This is a genomic window from Streptomyces sp. NPDC086766 (assembly GCF_044746005.1).
Taxonomy (GTDB): Bacteria; Actinomycetota; Actinomycetes; order Streptomycetales; family Streptomycetaceae; genus Streptomyces.
In genome coordinates this window covers 25,935-45,239 of sequence record NZ_JBIVBI010000002.1, presented here as the reverse complement: position 1 = coordinate 45,239, position 19,305 = coordinate 25,935, and the positions used below count along the sequence as shown (strand labels likewise).

General features: G+C 72.6%; 15 protein-coding genes. 7 read left to right on the top strand and 8 right to left on the bottom strand.

Features of this window, described 5'->3' with window-relative positions; all coding sequences use genetic code 11:
• Window positions 1-99: 99 nt before the first annotated feature.
• From ACIPM1_RS03360 to ACIPM1_RS03350, 3 genes are all read right to left on the bottom strand, one after another.
• Window positions 100-2,967 (bottom strand): protein kinase, encoded by a 2,868-nt coding sequence (locus ACIPM1_RS03360; RefSeq protein ID WP_402428268.1) that lies wholly within the window; start codon window positions 2,965-2,967, stop codon window positions 100-102.
• Window positions 2,968-3,119: 152 nt separating this feature from the next.
• Window positions 3,120-5,222, bottom strand: coding sequence for a serine/threonine-protein kinase (locus tag ACIPM1_RS03355; protein ID WP_402428266.1), 2,103 nt, complete (start codon window positions 5,220-5,222; stop codon window positions 3,120-3,122).
• Window positions 5,223-5,471: 249 nt separating this feature from the next.
• Window positions 5,472-7,178: a glycerol-3-phosphate dehydrogenase/oxidase gene (locus ACIPM1_RS03350; protein ID WP_402428263.1), complete on the bottom strand. Its 1,707-nt coding sequence runs from the start codon at window positions 7,176-7,178 to the stop codon at window positions 5,472-5,474.
• Window positions 7,179-7,491: 313 nt separating this feature from the next.
• On the opposite strand from ACIPM1_RS03350, the gene ACIPM1_RS03345 reads away from it, so the two are divergent.
• A complete protein-coding gene (locus ACIPM1_RS03345; protein ID WP_402428260.1) occupies window positions 7,492-8,700 on the top strand; it encodes a nucleotide sugar dehydrogenase in 1,209 nt (402 codons plus the stop codon).
• 363 nt (window positions 8,701-9,063) lie between these two features.
• Here the strand turns inward: ACIPM1_RS03345 and ACIPM1_RS03340 are convergent, their stop codons facing one another.
• From ACIPM1_RS03340 to ACIPM1_RS03325, 4 genes are all read right to left on the bottom strand, one after another.
• Window positions 9,064-10,188, bottom strand: coding sequence for a GuaB3 family IMP dehydrogenase-related protein (locus tag ACIPM1_RS03340; RefSeq protein ID WP_356182236.1), 1,125 nt, complete (start codon window positions 10,186-10,188; stop codon window positions 9,064-9,066).
• A gap of 126 nt (window positions 10,189-10,314) precedes the next feature.
• Window positions 10,315-11,820: an IMP dehydrogenase gene (guaB, locus tag ACIPM1_RS03335; RefSeq protein ID WP_356182233.1), complete on the bottom strand. Its 1,506-nt coding sequence runs from the start codon at window positions 11,818-11,820 to the stop codon at window positions 10,315-10,317.
• Between the two features lie 188 nt (window positions 11,821-12,008).
• Window positions 12,009-12,596, bottom strand: a complete 588-nt coding sequence (locus ACIPM1_RS03330; RefSeq protein ID WP_356182230.1) for a sigma-70 family RNA polymerase sigma factor — start codon at window positions 12,594-12,596, stop codon at window positions 12,009-12,011.
• A 623-nt stretch (window positions 12,597-13,219) separates the two neighbouring features.
• Window positions 13,220-13,831 (bottom strand): response regulator transcription factor, encoded by a 612-nt coding sequence (locus ACIPM1_RS03325; RefSeq protein WP_003948568.1) that lies wholly within the window; start codon window positions 13,829-13,831, stop codon window positions 13,220-13,222.
• Window positions 13,832-14,211: 380 nt separating this feature from the next.
• Here ACIPM1_RS03325 and ACIPM1_RS03320 point away from each other — a divergent pair, with 380 nt between their 5' ends.
• A complete protein-coding gene (locus ACIPM1_RS03320; protein ID WP_356182227.1) occupies window positions 14,212-14,541 on the top strand; it encodes a WhiB family transcriptional regulator in 330 nt (109 codons plus the stop codon).
• A gap of 84 nt (window positions 14,542-14,625) precedes the next feature.
• Here the strand turns inward: ACIPM1_RS03320 and ACIPM1_RS03315 are convergent, their stop codons facing one another.
• The gene (locus ACIPM1_RS03315) at window positions 14,626-15,537 is read right to left on the bottom strand and encodes a LysR family transcriptional regulator (RefSeq protein ID WP_402428255.1); all 912 of its coding nucleotides are present in this window, start codon (window positions 15,535-15,537) and stop codon (window positions 14,626-14,628) included.
• A gap of 80 nt (window positions 15,538-15,617) precedes the next feature.
• Here ACIPM1_RS03315 and ACIPM1_RS03310 point away from each other — a divergent pair, with 80 nt between their 5' ends.
• The 5 genes from ACIPM1_RS03310 to ACIPM1_RS03290 all read left to right on the top strand — a co-directional run bounded on the left by ACIPM1_RS03310 (window position 15,618) and on the right by ACIPM1_RS03290 (window position 19,062).
• Window positions 15,618-16,286: an MOSC domain-containing protein gene (locus ACIPM1_RS03310; RefSeq protein ID WP_402428252.1), complete on the top strand. Its 669-nt coding sequence runs from the start codon at window positions 15,618-15,620 to the stop codon at window positions 16,284-16,286.
• A gap of 299 nt (window positions 16,287-16,585) precedes the next feature.
• On the top strand, window positions 16,586-17,359 hold the full coding sequence (locus ACIPM1_RS03305; protein WP_402428249.1) for an SDR family NAD(P)-dependent oxidoreductase: 774 nt from the start codon (window positions 16,586-16,588) through the stop codon (window positions 17,357-17,359).
• A gap of 109 nt (window positions 17,360-17,468) precedes the next feature.
• The gene (locus ACIPM1_RS03300; RefSeq protein WP_402428246.1) at window positions 17,469-18,176 is read left to right on the top strand and encodes an ester cyclase; all 708 of its coding nucleotides are present in this window, start codon (window positions 17,469-17,471) and stop codon (window positions 18,174-18,176) included.
• A gap of 324 nt (window positions 18,177-18,500) precedes the next feature.
• Window positions 18,501-18,869 carry a hypothetical protein gene (locus tag ACIPM1_RS03295; protein WP_402428243.1) on the top strand — a complete coding sequence of 123 codons (369 nt, stop codon included), beginning with the start codon at window positions 18,501-18,503 and terminating at the stop codon, window positions 18,867-18,869.
• A gap of 19 nt (window positions 18,870-18,888) precedes the next feature.
• On the top strand, window positions 18,889-19,062 hold the full coding sequence (locus tag ACIPM1_RS03290) for a hypothetical protein (RefSeq protein ID WP_402428240.1): 174 nt from the start codon (window positions 18,889-18,891) through the stop codon (window positions 19,060-19,062).
• The last annotated feature ends 243 nt before the right edge of the window (window positions 19,063-19,305 follow it).

The window sequence follows — 19,305 nt, the reverse complement described above, 5'->3', positions numbered from 1 at the left end:
CAGCGTAAGGACAGGCTTTCGAACTGGGAACCTGAGGGGCGCCAAGGAAACCGCACTGTGACGGTTGTCGCTTCCCGGGGCGGGCGGGAACCGTTCGGCTCAGCCGGTGAACCGGTAGGTGGCGGACGCCTGCTCGTACAACTTGGTCACCTGGTCCTTCTGGCTCTCCGGTCCGCGCACCTGGACCACGTGGTACCGGCCGTCCTGGAGGATGGCCAGATTCCGCACGAACAGCGCCCGTCCGTTCGCGTCGGTCCAGGTGAACTGCCCCTCGGCCATGGTCCGCCCGCCCACCTGGATGGTCCGCATCCCGGAGGAGGTGGCCCAGCTGGAGTCGCGGTAGCCCCGCAACTCGGTCTCCTTCTCCCGCTGGTACGCCATCGGGTCGCTGCCGAACTCGGCGGCGCTGTCCCGGCCGGGCACGACGATGAGCTCGAACCCGCCGTGGGAGTACACCACCTGGTCCCGGTCGTTCCGGGGGGTGCGGCTCCAGCCGTCGGCGACGGCGACCTGGAAGCCCTCGGCGTCCTTGCGCAGGGCGAAGCCGTCGGCCACACCGGGGTCGGTGGTCTGCGTCTCGGCCGAACCGGCGGACCGCGAGGGGCTGTTGCCGGGCCCCGGTGAGGACGGGCCGTCCCCGGGGGCGCCGCTCGCGTCGCCGCCCGAGGGGGCCGGGGCGGGGGAGGCGTCACCGGCGGCCGAGGTGCGGTCGGCCCCGGACGCGCCGTTCTCCCCGGACTTCGGCAGGAACAGCGTCGCGTAGGCGACCGCGGCGGCCAGCAGGAGCAGGATCAGCAGGAGCAGGGTACGGCCGAGGCTGCGCGGCGAACGGGCCTCCTGCCTGGCCCGCTTGTGCCGCCCGTGCGGTGCGGGCAGCCCGGCGCGCCGCCGCCGCACCAGTTCGCCGCGACGGCGGACGACGGGCAGCCGGCTCGGGTCGGCGGGCGGCGCGGCGACGACGTGCGCGCCGGCGTCCGGTTCGGGCGCGGAGCGCACCAGGGAACGCAGCCAGCCGCGCAGTTCCTCGAAGTCCGGCCGCTCGGTGGGGTCCTGACGCAGCAGCGACTCCACCACCGGACGCAGCGGCCCGCACTCCTCCGCGAAGGCGGGCGGCTCGGCGCACACCATCTGCACCAGCTCGGCCGTCGACTCCTCCGGGTACGGGGCGTGCCCCTGGACGGCCCGGAACAGCAGGGCGCCCAGGGCCCAGAGGTCGGTCGCGGGCCCGATGGGCGCGGCGAGCTGCCAGTTCTCGTGCACGGGCCCGGCCTGTTCGGGCGCCCAGCGCTCGGTGACCGGTCCCACCACGGTCATCCGCGCCTGCCGCGCCCGCTCGGCCGCGAGCGCGGTGGCGGGGCCGCGCCGCGCGGCGGCGGTGCCGGCCACGAGGTCGTCCCAGCGGGCGGCCCCCGCCGCGCCGGGGGTACGTGCGGCGCCGCTCGCGAGCTCGGGCGCCCCGGACACGGGCAGGGCCCCGGCGGCGGGACCGGCCGTACCGGACGGGGAACCGGGCCCGAGAGCGCCCGCCGCCGGGGCGGTGCCGGGGCGGGGGGCGGTGCCGGGGCCGGGCGCCGGGGGGTACGAACCGCCGCCGGGCCCGGGAGCCGTACCGGGCGCGGGCACGTACGGACCGCCGCCGGCCCGGGGGGCGAACGGCGCGCTGCCGGGCGCGGGGTCCCCGGGTGCGGGGGCTCCGTGCGCCGGGGCGTACGTCCCGCTGCCGGGGCGTGCGCCGCCCCAGGGCGGGGGCTGAACACCGTAGGGGTCGGCGATCCGGCCGGGGGGCGTGGTGCCGGTCCGCGGTTCTCCGGGAGCTCCCGGGGCGTACGGCGGCTCGCCGGGGGCGCCGGCCAGGGCGCCGCCGTCGGCGGGCGGCCGGGCGGCGGGCAGCGCGGCGCGTGTGCTCTCCTGGGCCTCCTGCACCCGGGCCGCGGCCCGGGCTCCGGCGCGGTACGCGGCGATCGCCCCGGCCCGCGCCGCCCGGACGTCCCCGCCACTGTCCACAGCGCGCCTGGCTACCGCCCCCGACGAGCCGCCGCCGCGCGCCGGATCGGCCCCGGCGCCGGTCCCGGTTCCGGGCAGCCCACCGGCCGCTCGCGCCTCGATCGCCGCCCGCCGCGCGGCCTCGGGATCCCCCGCGGTGAAGCCACCGCCGCCCGCGGCGTCCCCGGCACGGCTGCCGGTGAGGCCCTGACGCCCGTCCGGGCCGCGCACACCACCGCCGAAGCGGCCCGAGCCGCCCGAGCGATCAGAGCCGCCGAAGCGGTCCGAGCCGCCGAGGTGATCGGAGTCGTCGGAGTGGTCCACGTGGTCCGGGGCGCCCCCGGTGTCCCCGTCGGCCTCCAAGTCCGGCGCCGGTACGGGGTCGTACCCGCACAGCGCCTCCTCCGCCGCGCCGACCGCGAGGCCGGTCAGCATCACCCGGCCGTCGTCGCAGACGAGGACCGTGCGGGCGGTGATGTTGCGGTGCACCCAGCCGTGGGCGTGCAGCACGCGCAGGGCCATGACGACGTCGGAGGCGACCTCGGCCGCCCGGTAGGGCGTCAGGGGCCGCTCGGCGAGCAGGGCCGCCAGCGGCCGCGCGGCGACCAGCTCACTGACGATCCACAGCGAACCGCCCTCCGCGAACACGTCGAAGACCTGGTCGAGCCGCGGATGGTCGGGTATGCGCGCCGCCGCCTGCGCGGCCTCCACCGCCCTCCGCACCGCGGGATCGGTGGGCCGCCGTGTCGCCGCCCGCGCCGGGGACCGACGCGGGGAGCCGTCGCGGGCCGTGAACCCGGCCGGCAGCCCGTCCGCGTCGAGCACCTCCGCCTCGACCACCTCCGGCAACGGCACCTGGCGGACGAGGACTTCCTGCCCGCTGTAGGTGTCGAAGGCCCGGGTCTCGGTGAGTTCGTACTCGTCGGACGGGGGCAGCGGCAGGCGGTAGCGATCGGCGAGCACCCGGCCCGCATAGTCGTCCACGTTGCCTCCCCCGGCCCCACGGTCGGTCAGTTCCGTTCGTGACGCGTCCCGTTCACGCCGCTTACGGTCCGCAACCACTCACGATACGTGCCCCGGGCAACCCGCAGAGAGGGGATGCCGGATCTCGCACCGCAAACCGGGGCCCGCCGGCCTCAGGACTTCGGTTCGAAGGTCTTCGTCAGCGTCTGCCATGTGTTCTTGCGCAGAGCGCTGTCCCAATTCGCGTCCTTCGCCGTGTACATCAGGGCATGCCCGAGATGGTCGTTGACGACGAAGCCGCGGTCGATCGTGTGGTACGCGGTCCCGCCGTCGGAGTAGGTGAACTCCCAGTCGGCCGTGTTCCAGCCGCGGTAGTCCACCTTCTCGATACGGATCCGGTGGTACTGCGGCCGCGCCATGTACCGTTCCTGGTTCTTCCAGTCGGCGACCGGGTCGTCCTTGGGCGTCGAGGTGTAGGCGACCAGCAGCTTCTGCCCGTCGGGGCCGGTGAAGCGGACGCCCGCGGAGTCCGTGGCCGCGTACTTCCACCCCGCGGGCAGCCCGATGGAGAAGCCCTGGGCGCTCTTGTACGTCGACACCGCCCCGTCGCCGCCCTTGGAGCCCGAGCCGGGGCCGCCCGAACCGGAGTTGCCGTCGCCCGGGGAGGAGGCGCCGCTCGCACTCGGCGTGCCGGCCCCCGTGGACCCGGAACCCGGCTGGGTCCCGCCGCTCGGGTCCTCCTTGGTCGAGGGTCCGGCGGAGGCGGAGGCGCCCGCGGAGGTGCGGCCCCCGCTGCCCTCGGCTCCCTTCCCGCCGTCGTCGCCGCCGAGGGTGAGCGCCAGGACGGCGCCGATAACGGCGACCGCCACGACCACCGCGATGATCACCAGCGTGCGCCGCGGGACGACGTCGGTGAGCGGCGCCCTGGGGGCCGGCCGCGGCGGCAGGTCCGGCGGCGGCACCACGGGCCACCCGGAACTGGTCCGGCCGCCCTGGGCAGGGGCCCCGCCCGAGGAGGTCGTCGCGGTCCCGGTGCCGGCCGCGGCCCCGGTCGCGGCGGCACCCGGCGTACCGGGCTCGGACTTCTCCGCCGAGTCGGCCGCGCCCGCCGCGTTCGCCGATGCGGCCGGCTCCGCCGCCTTCGCCTGCTTGGCCGCGGAATCCTCACCGGAGCCCGCCGCACCGGCGCCGTCGGTACCCGTTCCGGTGCGGGCCGCCCCGGCCACCCCGGCCACACCGGCGGCCTTGCGCACGGAGCGCAGCGCGCCGCGCAGCCGCTCGCCCGCCTCCTCGCCGCGCTTGCCGCCGGAGGCCTTCGAACCGGCCCCGCCCTCGGGCCCGTCGGGCTGCTCCGGCAGCGGTACGACCTTGGTCGCGTCCGCCGGCGGCTCCGGCTCGGCCTGCTTCGTCTCGGGCGAGCGCAGGACCCGGTTCAGCATCGCCCTGGCGCCCGCGTCGTCGAGCCGCTGGGCCGGATCCTTGCTGAGCAGCCCGTAGATGACGTCCCGCAGCGGCCCGGCGTTCTTGGGCTCCTCCAGCTGCTCGGTCATCACGGCGGTCAGGGTGGCGATCGCCGACCCCTTGTCGTACGGGGGGACGCCCTCGACCGCCGCGTAGAGCAGACCGCCGAGCGACCACAGGTCGGCCGCCGGGCCCGGCTTGTGCCCGCGGGCGCGCTCCGGGGAGATGTAGGAGGGGGCGCCGACGAGCATTCCGGTGGAGGTGATGGACGGGTCGCCCTCGACCTGCGCGATGCCGAAGTCGGTGAGGACGACCCGGCCGTCGTCGGCGATGAGCACGTTCGACGGCTTCACGTCGCGGTGCAGGATGCCCTGACGGTGCGCGGAACGCAGCACGTCGAGGATCGCCAGTCCGACCTCCGCGGCCCGCCGCGGCTCCAGCACGCCGTCCTCACGGATGACCTCGGCGAGCGACTTGCCCTCGACGAGCTCCATCACGATCCACGGCCGGTCGTCCTCGTCGACCACGTCGTAGACCGTCACCGCGCTGGTGTTGCGGATCCGCGCGATGGCCTTGGCCTCGCGCAGCGTCCGCGTGATCAGGCGGCGTTTCTCGTCCTCGTCGATGTTCGTCGGGAACCGCAGTTCCTTGACGGCGACCGTACGGCCGAGGGTCTCGTCCTCGGCGCGCCACACCGTGCCCATGCCGCCGCGGCCGAGCACGTCCCCCAGCCGGTACCGCCCGGCGAGAAGACGCCCGTGGTTGTCCTGACGAGTGTCCTGACGGGATGTTCCCGCCCGCTCCGGCTCCGACATGCGTCCCCTCATGCAACCCGCCCTGACAGAGCCTCCATTGTCTCTCACCCGACAAGTGCTCGACGCCCAGGGTGCCCCTGGACACGCCCTGAGTCGCACGTGAACAGCGGTTCACGCGAGGCGGGATGACGGCCCGTGACAAGGGAGCACCCACGGGTGCCGACCCTTCGGACACTTCCGGCCATAACCGCACCGCCTCCGTCGTCCCGCACACGACCACACCTGCCCGGCCGTCCTCCGTTCACACCGCTACAGAGGCACGATGTCCGGCGCCCCCAGCCGTGCCGCGTCGGCCGTCAGGTCGTCGGGCTGGCGCTGGGACTCCCGCTCGGCCTCGACCCGCTTCTCGTAGTGCTCGACCTCGCGCTCGATCTGGTCCTTGTCCCAGCCCAGCACCGGCGCCATCAGCTCCGCGGCCTCGCGGGCGCTGAGGGTGCCCCGGTCGAACGTCTCGATGGAGATGCGGGTACGCCGGGTCAGCACGTCGTCCAGATGGCGGGCGCCCTCGTGCGAGGCGGCGTGGACGACCTCGGCGCGCAGGTAGTCGTCGGCCGCCCGCAGCGGCGCTCCGAGGGACGGGTCGTCGGCGATGAGGTCGAGGACCTCCCGCGCCGCGGTCCCGTACCGGTTCAGCAGGTGCTCCACGCGGACCACGTGGATGCCGGTCTCGGCGGCGATCCGCGCTCGCGCGTTCCACATCGCCCGGTAGCCCTCCGCCCCGAGCAGCGGGACGTCCTCGGTGACGCACTCGGCCACCCGCATGTCCAGCCCGTGCACGGCCTCGTCCACCGCGTCCTTGGCCATCACCCGGTACGTCGTGTACTTGCCGCCCGCGACCACCACGAGCCCCGGCGCCGGGTGGGCGACGGTGTGCTCGCGCGACAGCTTGCTGGTGGCGTCGGACTCGCCGGCGAGCAGCGGGCGCAGCCCCGCGTACACGCCCTGGACGTCGTCGCGGCCGAGCGGCACCGAGAGCACCGAGTTCACGCGCTCCAGCAGGTAGTCGATGTCGGCGCTGGAGGCGGCCGGGTGCGCCTTGTCGAGGTCCCAGTCGGTGTCGGTGGTGCCGACGATCCAGTGCCGCCCCCACGGGATGACGAACAGCACGGACTTCTCGGTGCGCAGGATCAGCCCGGTGGTGGAGTTGATGCGGTCCTTCGGCACGACCAGATGGATGCCCTTGGACGCCCGGACGTGGAACTGGCCCCGCTCGCCCACCATCGCCTGGGTGTCGTCGGTCCACACGCCGGTGGCGTTGACGACCTGCTTGGCGCGGATCTCGTACTCGCCGCCGCCCTCGACGTCCCGCACCCTGGCGCCGACGACGCGCTCGCCCTCGCGCAGGAACCCGGTGACGCGGGCGCGGTTGGCGGCCTTCGCGCCGTACGACACCGCGGTGCGCACCAGAGCGGTCACGAAGCGGGCGTCGTCGACCTGGGCGTCGTAGTACTGCAGCGCGCCGACGAGCGCGTCCTTCTTCAAGCAGGGGGCGACCCGCAGAGCGTGACGGCGGGTCAGGTGACGGTGCAGCGGCAGGCCCCTGCCGTGCCCGCGGGCCATCGACATGGCGTCGTAGAGCGCGACGCCCGATCCGGCGTACAGGCGCTCCCAGCCCGTGTGCTGGAGCGGGTACAGGAACGGCACGGGCTTGACCAGGTGCGGGGCGATCCTCTCCAGCAGCAGGCCGCGCTCCTTGAGGGCCTCACGAACGAGCGCGAAGTCGAGCATCTCCAGATAGCGCAGCCCGCCGTGTATCAGCTTGCTGGAACGGCTGGAGGTGCCCGAGGCCCAGTCGCGGGCCTCGACCAGGCCCGTGGCCAGGCCGCGCGTCGCGGCATCGAGGGCCGTGCCCGCCCCGACCACGCCCGCACCCACGACCAGTACGTCCAGCTCGCGCTCGGCCATTCCCGCCAGGGACTCGGCGCGCTGCGCCGGCCCGAGTGTCGCTGTCCTCACTGCCGCCTCCCGCTGTCGGTCGCGCCGGCCGCACCCGTCGGGCGAAGCCCGTTCCCGTTGCCCTCTTCGCTGCTGTTCCCGTTCCGGTTGCCGTTCCCTTCCTCCCCATGCCCAAATTCTGACCGCCTCGCCCGACTTCAGCCACCAGTCGCCCCCAGCCTGTGGACAACCCTCCCCGGCACAACAAGAAACACGCTGGTCAATCCCACAAAACGGTCATATTTACTCCTAGTCTGACATTGCACTCGCTCGTCCTGTCCACAGGGCTTGCGCATCAGCCCCGCCTCGGTTATTGGGAAGGACGGCCCACCCCATGCCCGCAGATCTCGCCGTCATCGGACTCGGTCCTTTCGGCCTGCCTCTGGCCCAGGCCGCCGTCGCCGCCGGCATCCCGACCCTCGGGTACCGGACGGGCGCCGAGGCCGGCTCCCTGAGCCCCGCCGAGGTGCGCCGGATGCTCTCGGGGGGCTTCCGGCACGCCAGCAACCCGACCGAGCTGGGCCGGGTGCGCACCGCGGTCATCTGCGCGCCGACCCCGCGGGGCGCCGACGGCGGGCTCGACCTGAGCCAGGTGGAGACCGCCGCCCGCACCCTCGCCGGGCAGCTGCGCCCGCACACCACGGTGATCCTGGAGTCGCCCGTGTACCCGGGCACCACGGAGGACGTGCTGCGGCCGCTGCTGGAGAAGGGGTCGGGGCTGCGCGCGGGGCGCGACTTCCACCTGGCCTACTCGCCGAGCCGCGTCGATCCGGGCAACCGCGAGTTCACCCCGGCCGGCACGCCGAGGGTGATCGGGGGCCTCACCCCCGCCTGCACCGAGTCGGCCGCCGCCTTCTACGGGCGGCTCACCGACAAGGTCGTCCGCGCGCGCGGGCCGCGCGAGGCGGAGACCGTGCAGCTTCTGGAGACCAACTACCGGCACGTCAACATCGCCCTGGTCAACGAGATGGCCGTGCTCTGCCACGACCTGGGCGTCGACCTGTGGGACGTGGTGCGGTGCGCGGAGACCAAGCCGTTCGGCTTCCAGGCCTTCCGGCCCGGCCCCGGCGTGGGCGGCCACGGCCTCCCGCTGGACCTGACCGGACCGGCGGGCCGCGGACTGCGCATGGTGGAGCTGGCCCAGCAGGTCAACAGCCGGATGCCGCGCTACGTCATCCAGCGCGCCGCCGCCCTGCTGAACGAGCACGGCAAGTCCGCCCGCGGCGCGCGCGTGCTGCTGCTCGGCGTCACCTACAAGCCCGACCTGGCCGACCTCCAGGGCACGCCCGCCCAGGAGATCGCCGGACGGCTGATGGAGCTCGGCGCCTCCGTCAGCTACCACGACCCGTACGTGCCGTCCTGGAGCGTCCTGAACCGCCCGGTCCCCCGCGCCGACTCCCTCTACGAGGCGGTGGCCGACGCCGACCTCACGATCCTGCTCCAGCACCACCGCACGTACGACCTCCAGGGCCTGTCGGTGAAGGCCCAGCTCCTGCTGGACACCCGGGGAGCCGCGCCGACGGGGGCGGCGCATCGGTTGTGAAGGGGGGCGCGGGGCTGCCGCGGGCTCCAGGGGTTGCCGGCACCCGGTGCTGTGCGCCGGTACCGTGCGAAGCAGGCGGAGCCCACCACGGCGGCCACTGCGGCAGGCTCCTGACGGATCACGGGTCTCCGCCCCCACTGTGTAGGGGGGTGGCCGCTCACCGTCCGTGAATCCGCGGGATCCACTCCCCCGGTGCGAGACCGGCCGACAGCTTCACCAGCCGAAGCCGAACGCGGTCCCGGCGGGTGGGCTTGCGGTGACGGCCCATGGGCGCGCCCCCACCTGGGCAGCCCCGCCGCACGCGAAGGGGCCCGGACACCCACCCGCGTGAGTGTCCGGGCCCCTGGCGGGAGCGCCGTCGGGCTACCGCCGGTGCTGCGAGTCCGCGACCGTGACCTCCACCCGCTGGAACTCCTTGAGCTCGCTGTAGCCGGTGGTGGCCATGGCACGGCGCAGAGCGCCGAAGAAGTTCATGGAGCCGTCGGGGGTGTGGGACGGGCCCGTGAGGACCTCCTCGATGGTGCCGACCGTGCCGAGGCCGACCTTCTGGCCGCGCGGCAGCTCCTCGTTCACGGCCTCCATGCCCCAGTGGTGGCCCTTGCCGGGCGCGTCCGTGGCACGGGCCAGCGGGGAGCCCATCATCACCGCGTCGGCGCCGCAGGCGATCGCCTTCGGCAGGTCGCCGGACCAGCCGACACCGCCGTCGGCGATCACGTGCACGTACCGGCCGCCGGACTCGTCCATGTAGTCGCGGCGGGCGGCGGCCACGTCGGCCACGGCCGTGGCCATGGGGACCTGGATGCCCAGCACGTTGCGCGTGGTGTGCGCGGCGCCGCCGCCGAAGCCGACCAGGACGCCCGCCGCGCCGGTGCGCATCAGGTGCAGGGCCGCGGTGTACGTGGCGCAGCCGCCGACGATCACCGGGACGTCGAGCTCGTAGATGAACTGCTTCAGGTTGAGCGGCTCGTGCGAGGAGGAGACGTGCTCCGCCGACACCGTGGTGCCGCGGATGACGAAGATGTCCACGCCGGCGTCCACCACGGCCTTGGAGAACTGCGCCGTGCGCTGCGGGGAGAGCGCGGCCGCGGTGACCACCCCCGCGTCGCGCACCTCCTTGAGGCGCCTGCCGATCAGCTCCTCCTTGATGGGAGCCGCGTAGATCTCCTGGAGGCGCCGGGTGGCCCGCTCGGCCGGCAGCGCGGTGATCTCGTCCAGCAGCGGCTGCGGGTCCTCGTGCCGCGTCCACAGGCCTTCGAGGTTCAGCACACCGAGGCCGCCGAGCTCGCCGATGCGGATCGCGGTGGCCGGGGAGACGACGGAGTCCATGGGGGCGGCCAGGAAGGGCAGCTCGAAGCGGTAGGCGTCGATCTGCCAGGCGATCGAGACCTCCTTCGGGTCCCGCGTACGGCGGCTGGGGACGACGGCGATGTCGTCGAAGGCGTACGCCCGGCGGCCGCGCTTGCCGCGCCCGATCTCGATCTCAGTCACGTCTGTGGCCTTTCCCTGATGCGTTTCAGCGTCTTCCAGTATCGCCGACGGACACGACGGGGGCGGCCCCGGAGGACCCGGGGCCGCCCCTGAACGGCCTTCACGCGCCGCACGCGCGCCCGTGCGTCAGTCCTTGTTGCTGTAGTTCGGCGCCTCGACCGTCATCTGGATGTCGTGCGGGTGGCTCTCCTTGAGGCCCGCGGAGGTGATCCGGACGAAGTGGCCCTTGGACTCCATCTCCTCGACGGTGGCGGCGCCCACGTAGCCCATCGTCTGGCGCAGGCCGCCGACGAGCTGGTGCAGCACGTTGGAGAGCGGACCGCGGTAGGGCACCTGACCCTCGATGCCCTCGGGCACGAGCTTCTCGTCGGCGGTCACATCGGCCTGGAAGTAGCGGTCCTTCGAGTACGACCGGCCCTGGCCGCGGGACTGCATGGCACCCAGCGAGCCCATGCCGCGGTACGACTTGAACTGCTTGCCGTTGATGAACATCAGCTCGCCCGGCGACTCCTCGCAGCCGGCCAGCAGGCTGCCCAGCATGACCGTGTCCGCACCGGCGGCGAGCGCCTTGCCGATGTCGCCGGAGTACTGCAGACCACCGTCGCCGATCAGCGGGACACCGGCCGGACGGGCGGCGAGGGCGGCCTCGTAGATGGCGGTGACCTGGGGGACGCCGATGCCGGCGACCACACGGGTCGTGCAGATGGAGCCGGGGCCGACGCCCACCTTGATGCCGTCGACACCGGCGTCGATGAGCGCCTGGGCGCCGTCGCGGGTGGCGACGTTGCCGCCGATCACATCGATGTCCACGCTGGACTTGATCTTCGACATCCAGCTGAGGGCGTTGCTGTTGTGGCCGTGCGAGGTGTCGACCACCAGGAAGTCCACGCCGACCTCGGCGAGCGCCTGGGCGCGCTCCAGCGCCTCGGGGCTCGCGCCCACGGCGGCGCCGACGAGCAGCCGGCCCTCGGCGTCCTTGGCGGCGTTCGGGTACTTCTCCGCCTTGACGAAGTCCTTGACCGTGATGAGGCCCTTGAGGACGCCCTGGTCGTCGACGAGCGGCAGCTTCTCGATCTTGTGCTTGCGCAGCAGCTCCATGGCCTCGGGCCCGGAGATGCCGACCTTGCCGGTGACCAGCGGCATCGGGGTCATGATCTCGCGCACCTGACGGCTGCGGTCGGACTCGAAGGCCATGTCGCGGTTGGTCACGATGCCCAGCAGCTTGCCGGCCGGGTCGGTGACCGGGACGCCGCTGATGCGGAACTTGGCGCACAGGGCGTCCGCCTCGGCGAGCGTGGCTTCCGGGTGCACCGTGATCGGGTCGGTGACCATGCCGGACTCGGACCGCTTCACGAGGTCGACCTGGTTGACCTGGTCCTCGACGGAGAGGTTGCGGTGCAGCACGCCGACGCCGCCCAGCCGGGCCATCGCGATCGCCATGCGGGACTCGGTCACCTTGTCCATCGCCGCCGACAGCAGCGGGATGTTGACCCGGACATTCCGGGAGATGCGGGACGAGGTGTCGACCGCGTTGGGGAGCACCTCGGATGCGCCCGGCAGCAGCAGCACGTCGTCGTAGGTCAGCCCGAGTGTCGCGAATTTACCGGGCACTCCGTCGACGTTGGCAGTCATGACACCTTCCCCAAATGGCCTTGATCGGTGCGGATGTCCATGCTAGCGGGAAGCTCGGCTGGCTTATTCCACGGTCCGGGGAGGCCTACGGCTTCGTATGTTCGTACGGAACCGGGTGGACGCCCGTTCACCGGCCGCCCCATCGGCCGCTACCGGGCAGGGGATTGCCGCGCGGCAACCGTACGGCGCTACTGCTCCGCCAGCGCCCGGAGCCTGCTCAGCGCCCGGTGCTGGGCCACGCGCACCGCTCCCGGTGACATTCCCAACATCTGACCCGTCTCCTCGGCCGTCAAGCCCACGGCGATGCGCAGCAGGAGCAGCTCGCGCTGGTTCTCGGGCAGGTTGGCCAGCAGCTTCTTGGCCCATTCGGCGTCGCTGCTGAGCAGGGCGCGCTCCTCCGGGCCGAGCGAGTCGTCCGGCCGCTCGGGCATCTCGTCGGACGGGACGGCCGTCGAGCCGGGGTGCCGCATCGCCGCGCGCTGCAGGTCGGCGACCTTGTGGGAGGCGATGGCGAAGACGAACGCCTCGAAGGGGCGGCCGGTGTCCCGGTAGCGCGGCAGGGCGAGCAGGACGGCGACACAGACCTCCTGCGCGAGGTCCTCGACGAAGTGGCGCGCGTCGCCCGGCAGCCGCGTCAGACGGCTGCGGCAGTAGCGCAGCGCCAGCGGGTGGACGCGGGCGAGCAGATCGTGCGTGGCCTGCTCGTCCCCGTCGACCGCGCGGTGGACGAGCGCACCGATCTGCCCTTGGGCAAGTGCCGCCTCGTCGTCACGCATCGGTCCATGGTGCCTTGGCCGCGCAGCGTCCGCGGCACCGCCTCCGTGGTTGTGCACCGAAGCGTTATGAGCAGGTGCGCCGGAACTCATCCCCTGCGCCCTCCCCTTCCGCTCGACCGACTTGTCCCCGAGGAACTCCACACCTCAAGGATGCGGCATCCGCGGCGAAACGAGCAGCGCCCGCCCGGCGGGCCGCCTTGCCACAGGCGTTCGCCCGGTGCAGGGCGTCGGCGCGGGCGGCCCGGACGACACCGTTTTCCGGCACCACGGCGAACGGCGCTTCCTGCCCGGGCACATCGACCTCTCGGCGATCTCCAACCGCCCGCGTCGGCCGCCGCCGGAGATTACCCGGTGTCGCCGCAGGGCACGGAATCCAGGGGTCCGCTTCCGCCGTACGCGCGCGTCCGGGGCCCGGAGGCCCGGGGAGGCCCGCCTCCACCGGAGGACAGGTTGCCCAAGGCACCCAGGACACCCAGGAAATCGGAGCCACTGAAACGCGTGGCCCCCGGGAGCCGTAGTCCCGGAACCGAGGTGCCGTACGGGCCGACGCTCCCCCACGCTCGCTGTTCGATGCCGCGCGTGGGGGCGCCGCCGCATGTGCGGCTCCTGGCCGCATGCGGCTCCTAGCGGACCAGGCCCCACCGGAAGCCGAGCGCCACCGCGTGCGCACGGTCCGAGGCGCCGAGCTTCTTGAACAGGCGGCGGGCATGCGTCTTGACCGTGTCCTCGGAGAGGAACAGCTCACGGCCGATCTCCGCGTTGGACCGCCCGTGGCTCATGCCCTCCAGGACCTGGATCTCACGCGCGGTGAGCGTGGGCGCGGCACCCATCTCGGCGGACCGCAGCCGGCGCGGGGCGAGCCGCCAGGTGGGGTCGGCCAGCGCCTGGGTCACCGTGGCCCGCAGCTCGGCGCGCGAGGCGTCCTTGTGCAGATACCCCCGGGCACCGGCGGCGACGGCGAGCGCCACGCCGTCGAGGTCCTCGGCGACCGTGAGCATGATGATCCGCGCACCGGGGTCCGCGGACAGCAGGCGCCGGACCGTCTCGACGCCGCCCAGACCGGGCATGCGCACGTCCATCAGAATGAGGTCCGAGCGGTCGGCGCCCCAGCGGCGGAGGACTTCCTCGCCGTTGGCCGCCGTCGTCACGCGCTCGACGCCGGGCACGGTGGCGACCGCGCGGCGGAGCGCTTCTCGGGCAAGCGGGGAGTCGTCGCAGACGAGGACGGATGTCATGGCCGTCCTCCGCAGCTGATGCGCGTCACCTTGAGCCTCCAGGCTGGTACGAAATCGTCACCTGTGCGGTCGACCGTCTCGGACGCCCGCCCGAGCGCTTGTGTTCTCAACCGCCTCCGCACTCTCAACGACGGTCACTCGAAAGAGTTACGGGGCTGTGTGCCATCTTCGGCACTCTACGTGAGGAAGCGGACACAGTGCAGACATGCCCGCCAGGCCCTCAACTTTTCATCACAAGCAATGCCCCGTTTAGCCCTTTTTCTTCCCGTTTCATGGTGTCTGGAGCTAGATTCGCAATGAGTCATATTTTCATCTCCTTAGATCGGAGATGTACGGTCGTTGGTACGTATCCGCCACGAACGGCTACAAGGGGTCACGTAATGGCAGATTTCTCGCGCCTTCCCGGGCCGAACGCGGACCTGTGGGACTGGCAGCTGCTGGCGGCCTGCCGCGGGGTCGACAGCTCGCTCTTCTTCCATCCGGAAGGCGAGCGCGGTGCGGCTCGGAGCGCTCGGGAGAACTCGGCCAAGGAGGTCTGCATGAGGTGCCCGGTCCGTGCGGAGTGCGCGGCGCACGCGTTGGCGGTGCGCGAGCCGTACGGGGTGTGGGGCGGCCTGACCGAGGACGAGCGCGAAGAGCTCATGGGACGGGCACGGAACCGGCTGGTGACGGCGTCGTCGACCGGCGGGGACCCCGCCTCGAACAATTGAAGGAACGTTTCTGCCACCGCAGGGCACGCCCACGCGTGCCCTTGTGTTTCGACCCCGGGCGCGTCCGCCCCGTGCCCGCCGCCGCTACGTGTCCCGGCCCTGGCGGGACGCCGCGCGGGCCAACTCGTCCAGCGTGGCCGCCACCGCCGGCACCTGGGCCAGGTCGGGAAGGGTGAGCGCGACGATCTCGCGCCGCACCGCCGGCTCCAGGGTCACCGTACGCGCGCCCCGCGGCCGTACGGACTCGATCGCCAGCTGGGGCAGGACGGCGACGCCCAGCCCGGCGCCCACGAGGCCGACCACCGCCGGGTAGTCGTCGGTCGCGAAGTCGATGCGGGGCGTGAAACCGGCGCTCTCGCACGCCGCCACCAACTGGCCGCGGCAGCGCGGACAGCCCGCGATCCACGGCTCGCCCGCCAGTTCCCCGATCGCCACTGACCCCGCGTGGGCCAACGGGTGCCGTTCCGGCACCAGCGCCACGAGGCGATCGGTCAGCAGCGGCCGTACGACCAGGTCCTCCCACTCCTCCGCGCCCGCGGCCCCTTCGTAGCGGAAGGCGAGGGCCACGTCGCAGTCGCCCTCGCGCAGCAGCTCCACGGACCTCGGCGGTTCGGCCTCCTCCAGGGAGACCCGGGTGCCGGGGTGCGCGGCACGCAGCGCGGCGAGCGCGGTCGGCACGAGCGTGGAACTGCCGCTCGGGAAGGAGACGAGCCGGACGCGCCCGGCCCGCAGGCCCGCGATGGCGGCGACCTCCTCCTCGGCGGCGGTGAGCCCGGCGAGGATCCCGTTGGCGTGCCGGACGAGCGCCTCGCCGGCCTGGGTCAGGCGCATCTCACGGCCGCTGCGCACGAGCAGCGGGGTGCCGACGGAGGCCTCCAGGGCCTTCATCTGCTGGCTGACGGCGGGCTGGGTGCAGCCGAGTTCGCGTCCCGCCGCGGAGAAGGAGCCGGTGGCGGCCACGGCGCGCAGCACTCGGAGATGACGAGCCTCGATCACCCGTTGAGCATAAGCCAGGCTTGGGTCCTCGTTCCGATAATGCGTCGACGCTTTGGCTCCCGCTCCCCTACCGTGCGGGCATGAAGCTTCTGTCAGTGAATCTGGGCCGGCCGCGCGCCGTGCCCTACACCGACCAGCCGGAGGGTCTGACCGGCATCGACAAGCGGCCGGCGGACGGGGCGGTGCGGGTGGCGGCACCCGGGCCGAAGGGCGTCGGCGCGAGCGGTCTGGCCGGGGACGCGGTGTGCGACACGCGGCACCACGGCGGCGACGACCAGGCGGTGTACGCGATGGCCCGCGAGGACCTCGACGCCTGGGAGCGCGAGCTGGGGCGGACGCTGGCCGACGGCGCGTTCGGCGAGAACCTCACCACGGCGGGCCTCGACATATCGGGGGCGCTGATCGGCGAGCGCTGGCGGGTCGGCCCCGCGGTGGTGCTGGAGGTGACCAGCGGGCGGATTCCCTGCCGGACGTTCCAGGGCCATCTGGCGGAGAAGGGCTGGGTGAAGCGGTTCACGCTGAGGGGCGCGCCGGGGGCGTATCTGCGGGTGATCGAGGCCGGTGAGATCAGGGCGGGCGACGCGATCGAGGTGGTGCACCGGCCGGACCACGACGTGACCGTGGCCCTGCAGTTCCGGGCCGCCACGATTGACCGCGCACTCCTGCCCCGGCTGCTCGCGGCGGGCACGGCCCTGCACCCGGAGTCGCGCGCGGCGGCACGGAAGTACGCGGCGGCCCACGGCGGCTGAGCGGACGTCAGCGTGCGGTCGTCCTTGGTCACCGCCGTAAGGACACGGGCCGGACCCCGGCTGGACGCCGGCTGGACGCCGGACAAGGGCAGGACAAGGAGGACCGTCCGAGGGCCTGACGAAGGCCGGAGGGACGCCGACAGGGCGTCGGGAGAAGGCCGACAGGGTGCCGGAGGGACGCCGACAGGGTGCCGGAAATGTGCCGGAAGGACGCCGTCCGCACCGCACCCGACCGTCACCGATCGGGACGGCCTGCGCAGAGATCGGAGCCGGACGGTCCGGACCACTAATCTTTCGCCATGACAACGGCTCTGATTACGGGATCGACCGCGGGCATCGGTGCCGCGTTCGCGCGGCGGCTGGCGGCCGACGGGCACAACCTCGTGCTGGTGGCGCGGGACACCGAACGGCTCACGGAGCAGGCGACCGAGCTGCACGACCGGCACGGCATCGAGGCGGAGGTGCTGACGGCCGACCTGGCGACGGACGCGGGCATCGAGGCGGTCGCCGCGCGCCTGGGCGACCGCAAGCACCCCGTCGACCTGCTGGTCAACAACGCGGGCTTCGGCAACAAGGGCCGCTACCTGGACGTCTCGATGGACGACGAGCTGCGGATGCTCAAGGTGCACATCGAGGCGGTGCTGCGGCTGACGTCGGCGGCGACGGAGGCGATGCGGGAGCGGGGCCGCGGCGGAGTCGTCAACGTGGCCTCCGTGGCCGCCTTCGTGCCCCGGGGCACGTACGGCGCGTCCAAGGCGTGGGTCGTGCAGTTCACGCAGGGCGCGGCGCGGGACCTGGCCGGCAGCGGCGTACGGCTGATGGCGCTGTGCCCCGGGTTCGTCCGCACCGAGTTCCACGAGCGGGCCGGGATGGGCACGGACAACATCCCGGGCTGGATGTGGCTGGACGCGGACAAACTGGTCGCGGCGGCGCTGGCGGACCTCGCCCGCGGCCGGACCCTGTCGATTCCGGACCCCCGCTACAAGGCGCTCATGGGCCTGGTGAAGGTGACGCCCCGCGCGCTGCTCGGCGGGATCTCCTCGAAGACGGGCCGCAAGTACGGGCCTCAGTGACACCTCCGCCACCGGTGCCGGCCGCGGCGCCGGTACGGAGGTGAGGGCGGCGCTCCGGTGGAAAAATGGGCCCTGACGTACCGGACCCAGGGGGGCCGGAGGTGCCGCGATGACCTTCGTACAGCTCATCGAGTGCAGGACGAGCCGGTTCGACGAGATGAACCGGCTGATGGACGCCTGGGTCGAGCAGACCCGGGGGAGGCGGACGGCGACGCACGACCTGGTCGGCAGGGACCGCTCCGACACGTCGCACATCGTGGAGATCGTGGAGTTCCCCTCGTACGAGGAGGCGATGCGGAACTCGGAACTGCCCGAGACCGGCCGGATCTTCCAGGACCTGGTCGCCCTCTGCGACGGGGAACCGACGTTCACGGACCTCGACGTGGTCCGGGACGAGCCGTTGTGCGCGACGACGGCGCGGCGCCTGTTCGAGACCCTCGCCGCCCCCGGTGAACTGCCGCCGCTCAACGACCTGCTGGACGAGGACTGCCACAGCCACGACCCGGTCAACCCGCAGGACACCATCGGCCTGGACGCCGTCCGGCGCGAGTACCGGATGTGGCGGGACGCCTTCGACTTCACCTTCACCATCGAGGACCTGATCGCCCAGGGCGACCGGGTCTGCGCCCGCTGGACCTGGAACGCCACGCACAAGGGCGAGTTCCTCGGCATCGCCTCCACCGGCGAGCGGGTCACCATGACCGGGATGACGCTGTTCCGTTTCGGTGCCGACGGGAAGATCGCCGCGACCTGGTGGCAGCACGACCAACTGGGGCTGATGGCGCAGTTGGGGGCGCTGGAATCGCTGGAGGTCTAGGCACCGCCCGAAGGGGCCCCTGCACGTACAACCACGCCTCTTCCGCCCGTCGGCGACGAACGCCTCAGCCCACGCTGCTCGACGCCGTGGCACCCGGGCCTTCCACCTCCGGCAGCGCGGCTGCACTTCGGACGGCGCTCCACGGGACGCGTCGGCGAAGGTCAATTCAGTTGAATTGCAGAACCACCTGCAAAGAGACTCAGATCTTCCTCAACTCCCTTCTTCCCCGAGTGATCTTGCTTGTAGCGTTCCGCGTGACCGGAAGGCGAGGCTCCTGACCAGAGTCCGCTTATCCAAGCCAGATGAATCGGGGATCTTTTCAACATGAAGCGCGTGATATCGAGCACGCTGTCCGTCACCCTTCTCAGCGGCGCCCTCATGATGGGCGCGGGGACCGCGTGGGCCGCTCCGCAGGCGCAGCGCGTCGCCAAGGCTTCCGCGCCGGTCGTCGGGGTGGACCCGAGGGAAGACCTGCGGTCGATGTGCACCGTCTACCACGACAAGTACGCGTGCGCCTCGCTCCTGCACAACAACAAGATGACCAAGGCGGTCCAGAACTGCCTTGTCAAGGCCGGTATCGGCGGGGCTGCCGCGTTCGTCGTCGGCAGGTACATCAGCAAGGACCTGGCCAAGGACATCGCCTCCAAGGTCGTCGTCGCAGGGGCCTCGGCCTGCCTGTCGTCCTTCACGTAAAGAATCGGGAGCGCACCACATGACGGCCAAGATCCTTGTCACGCTCGTCTGGATTGCCGTACTCATCGGAGTGAACAAGCTGCTCGCCGGGACCGATTGGGCTCAATACGTGGCGACACTCATTCTGGCCGGCGGCTACGCACTGCTGATCGACAAAGTGAACAAGCGCACAGTCCGGGACAGTCGAAATTAGGGCATCGTTTTTCAAACGGTCTTGGCCGAAGCAGAAGTAATACGAGTGGCCCGCCGCTTCACCAGAGGCGGCGGTGCCGCAGAGACCGAAGCCGCGCCGTCCCGGGTCGGATTCGCCGACGGCGGCCAGTGCCGGACTCCCGGCCGCCGGCCGGGCACCCCGACAAGTCCTACGCGCCCATGGACGCCTGGGAAGGGCCTACGGCACGCCGGTCCACGACGCCGTGGAGCCGGTCGTCGCCGA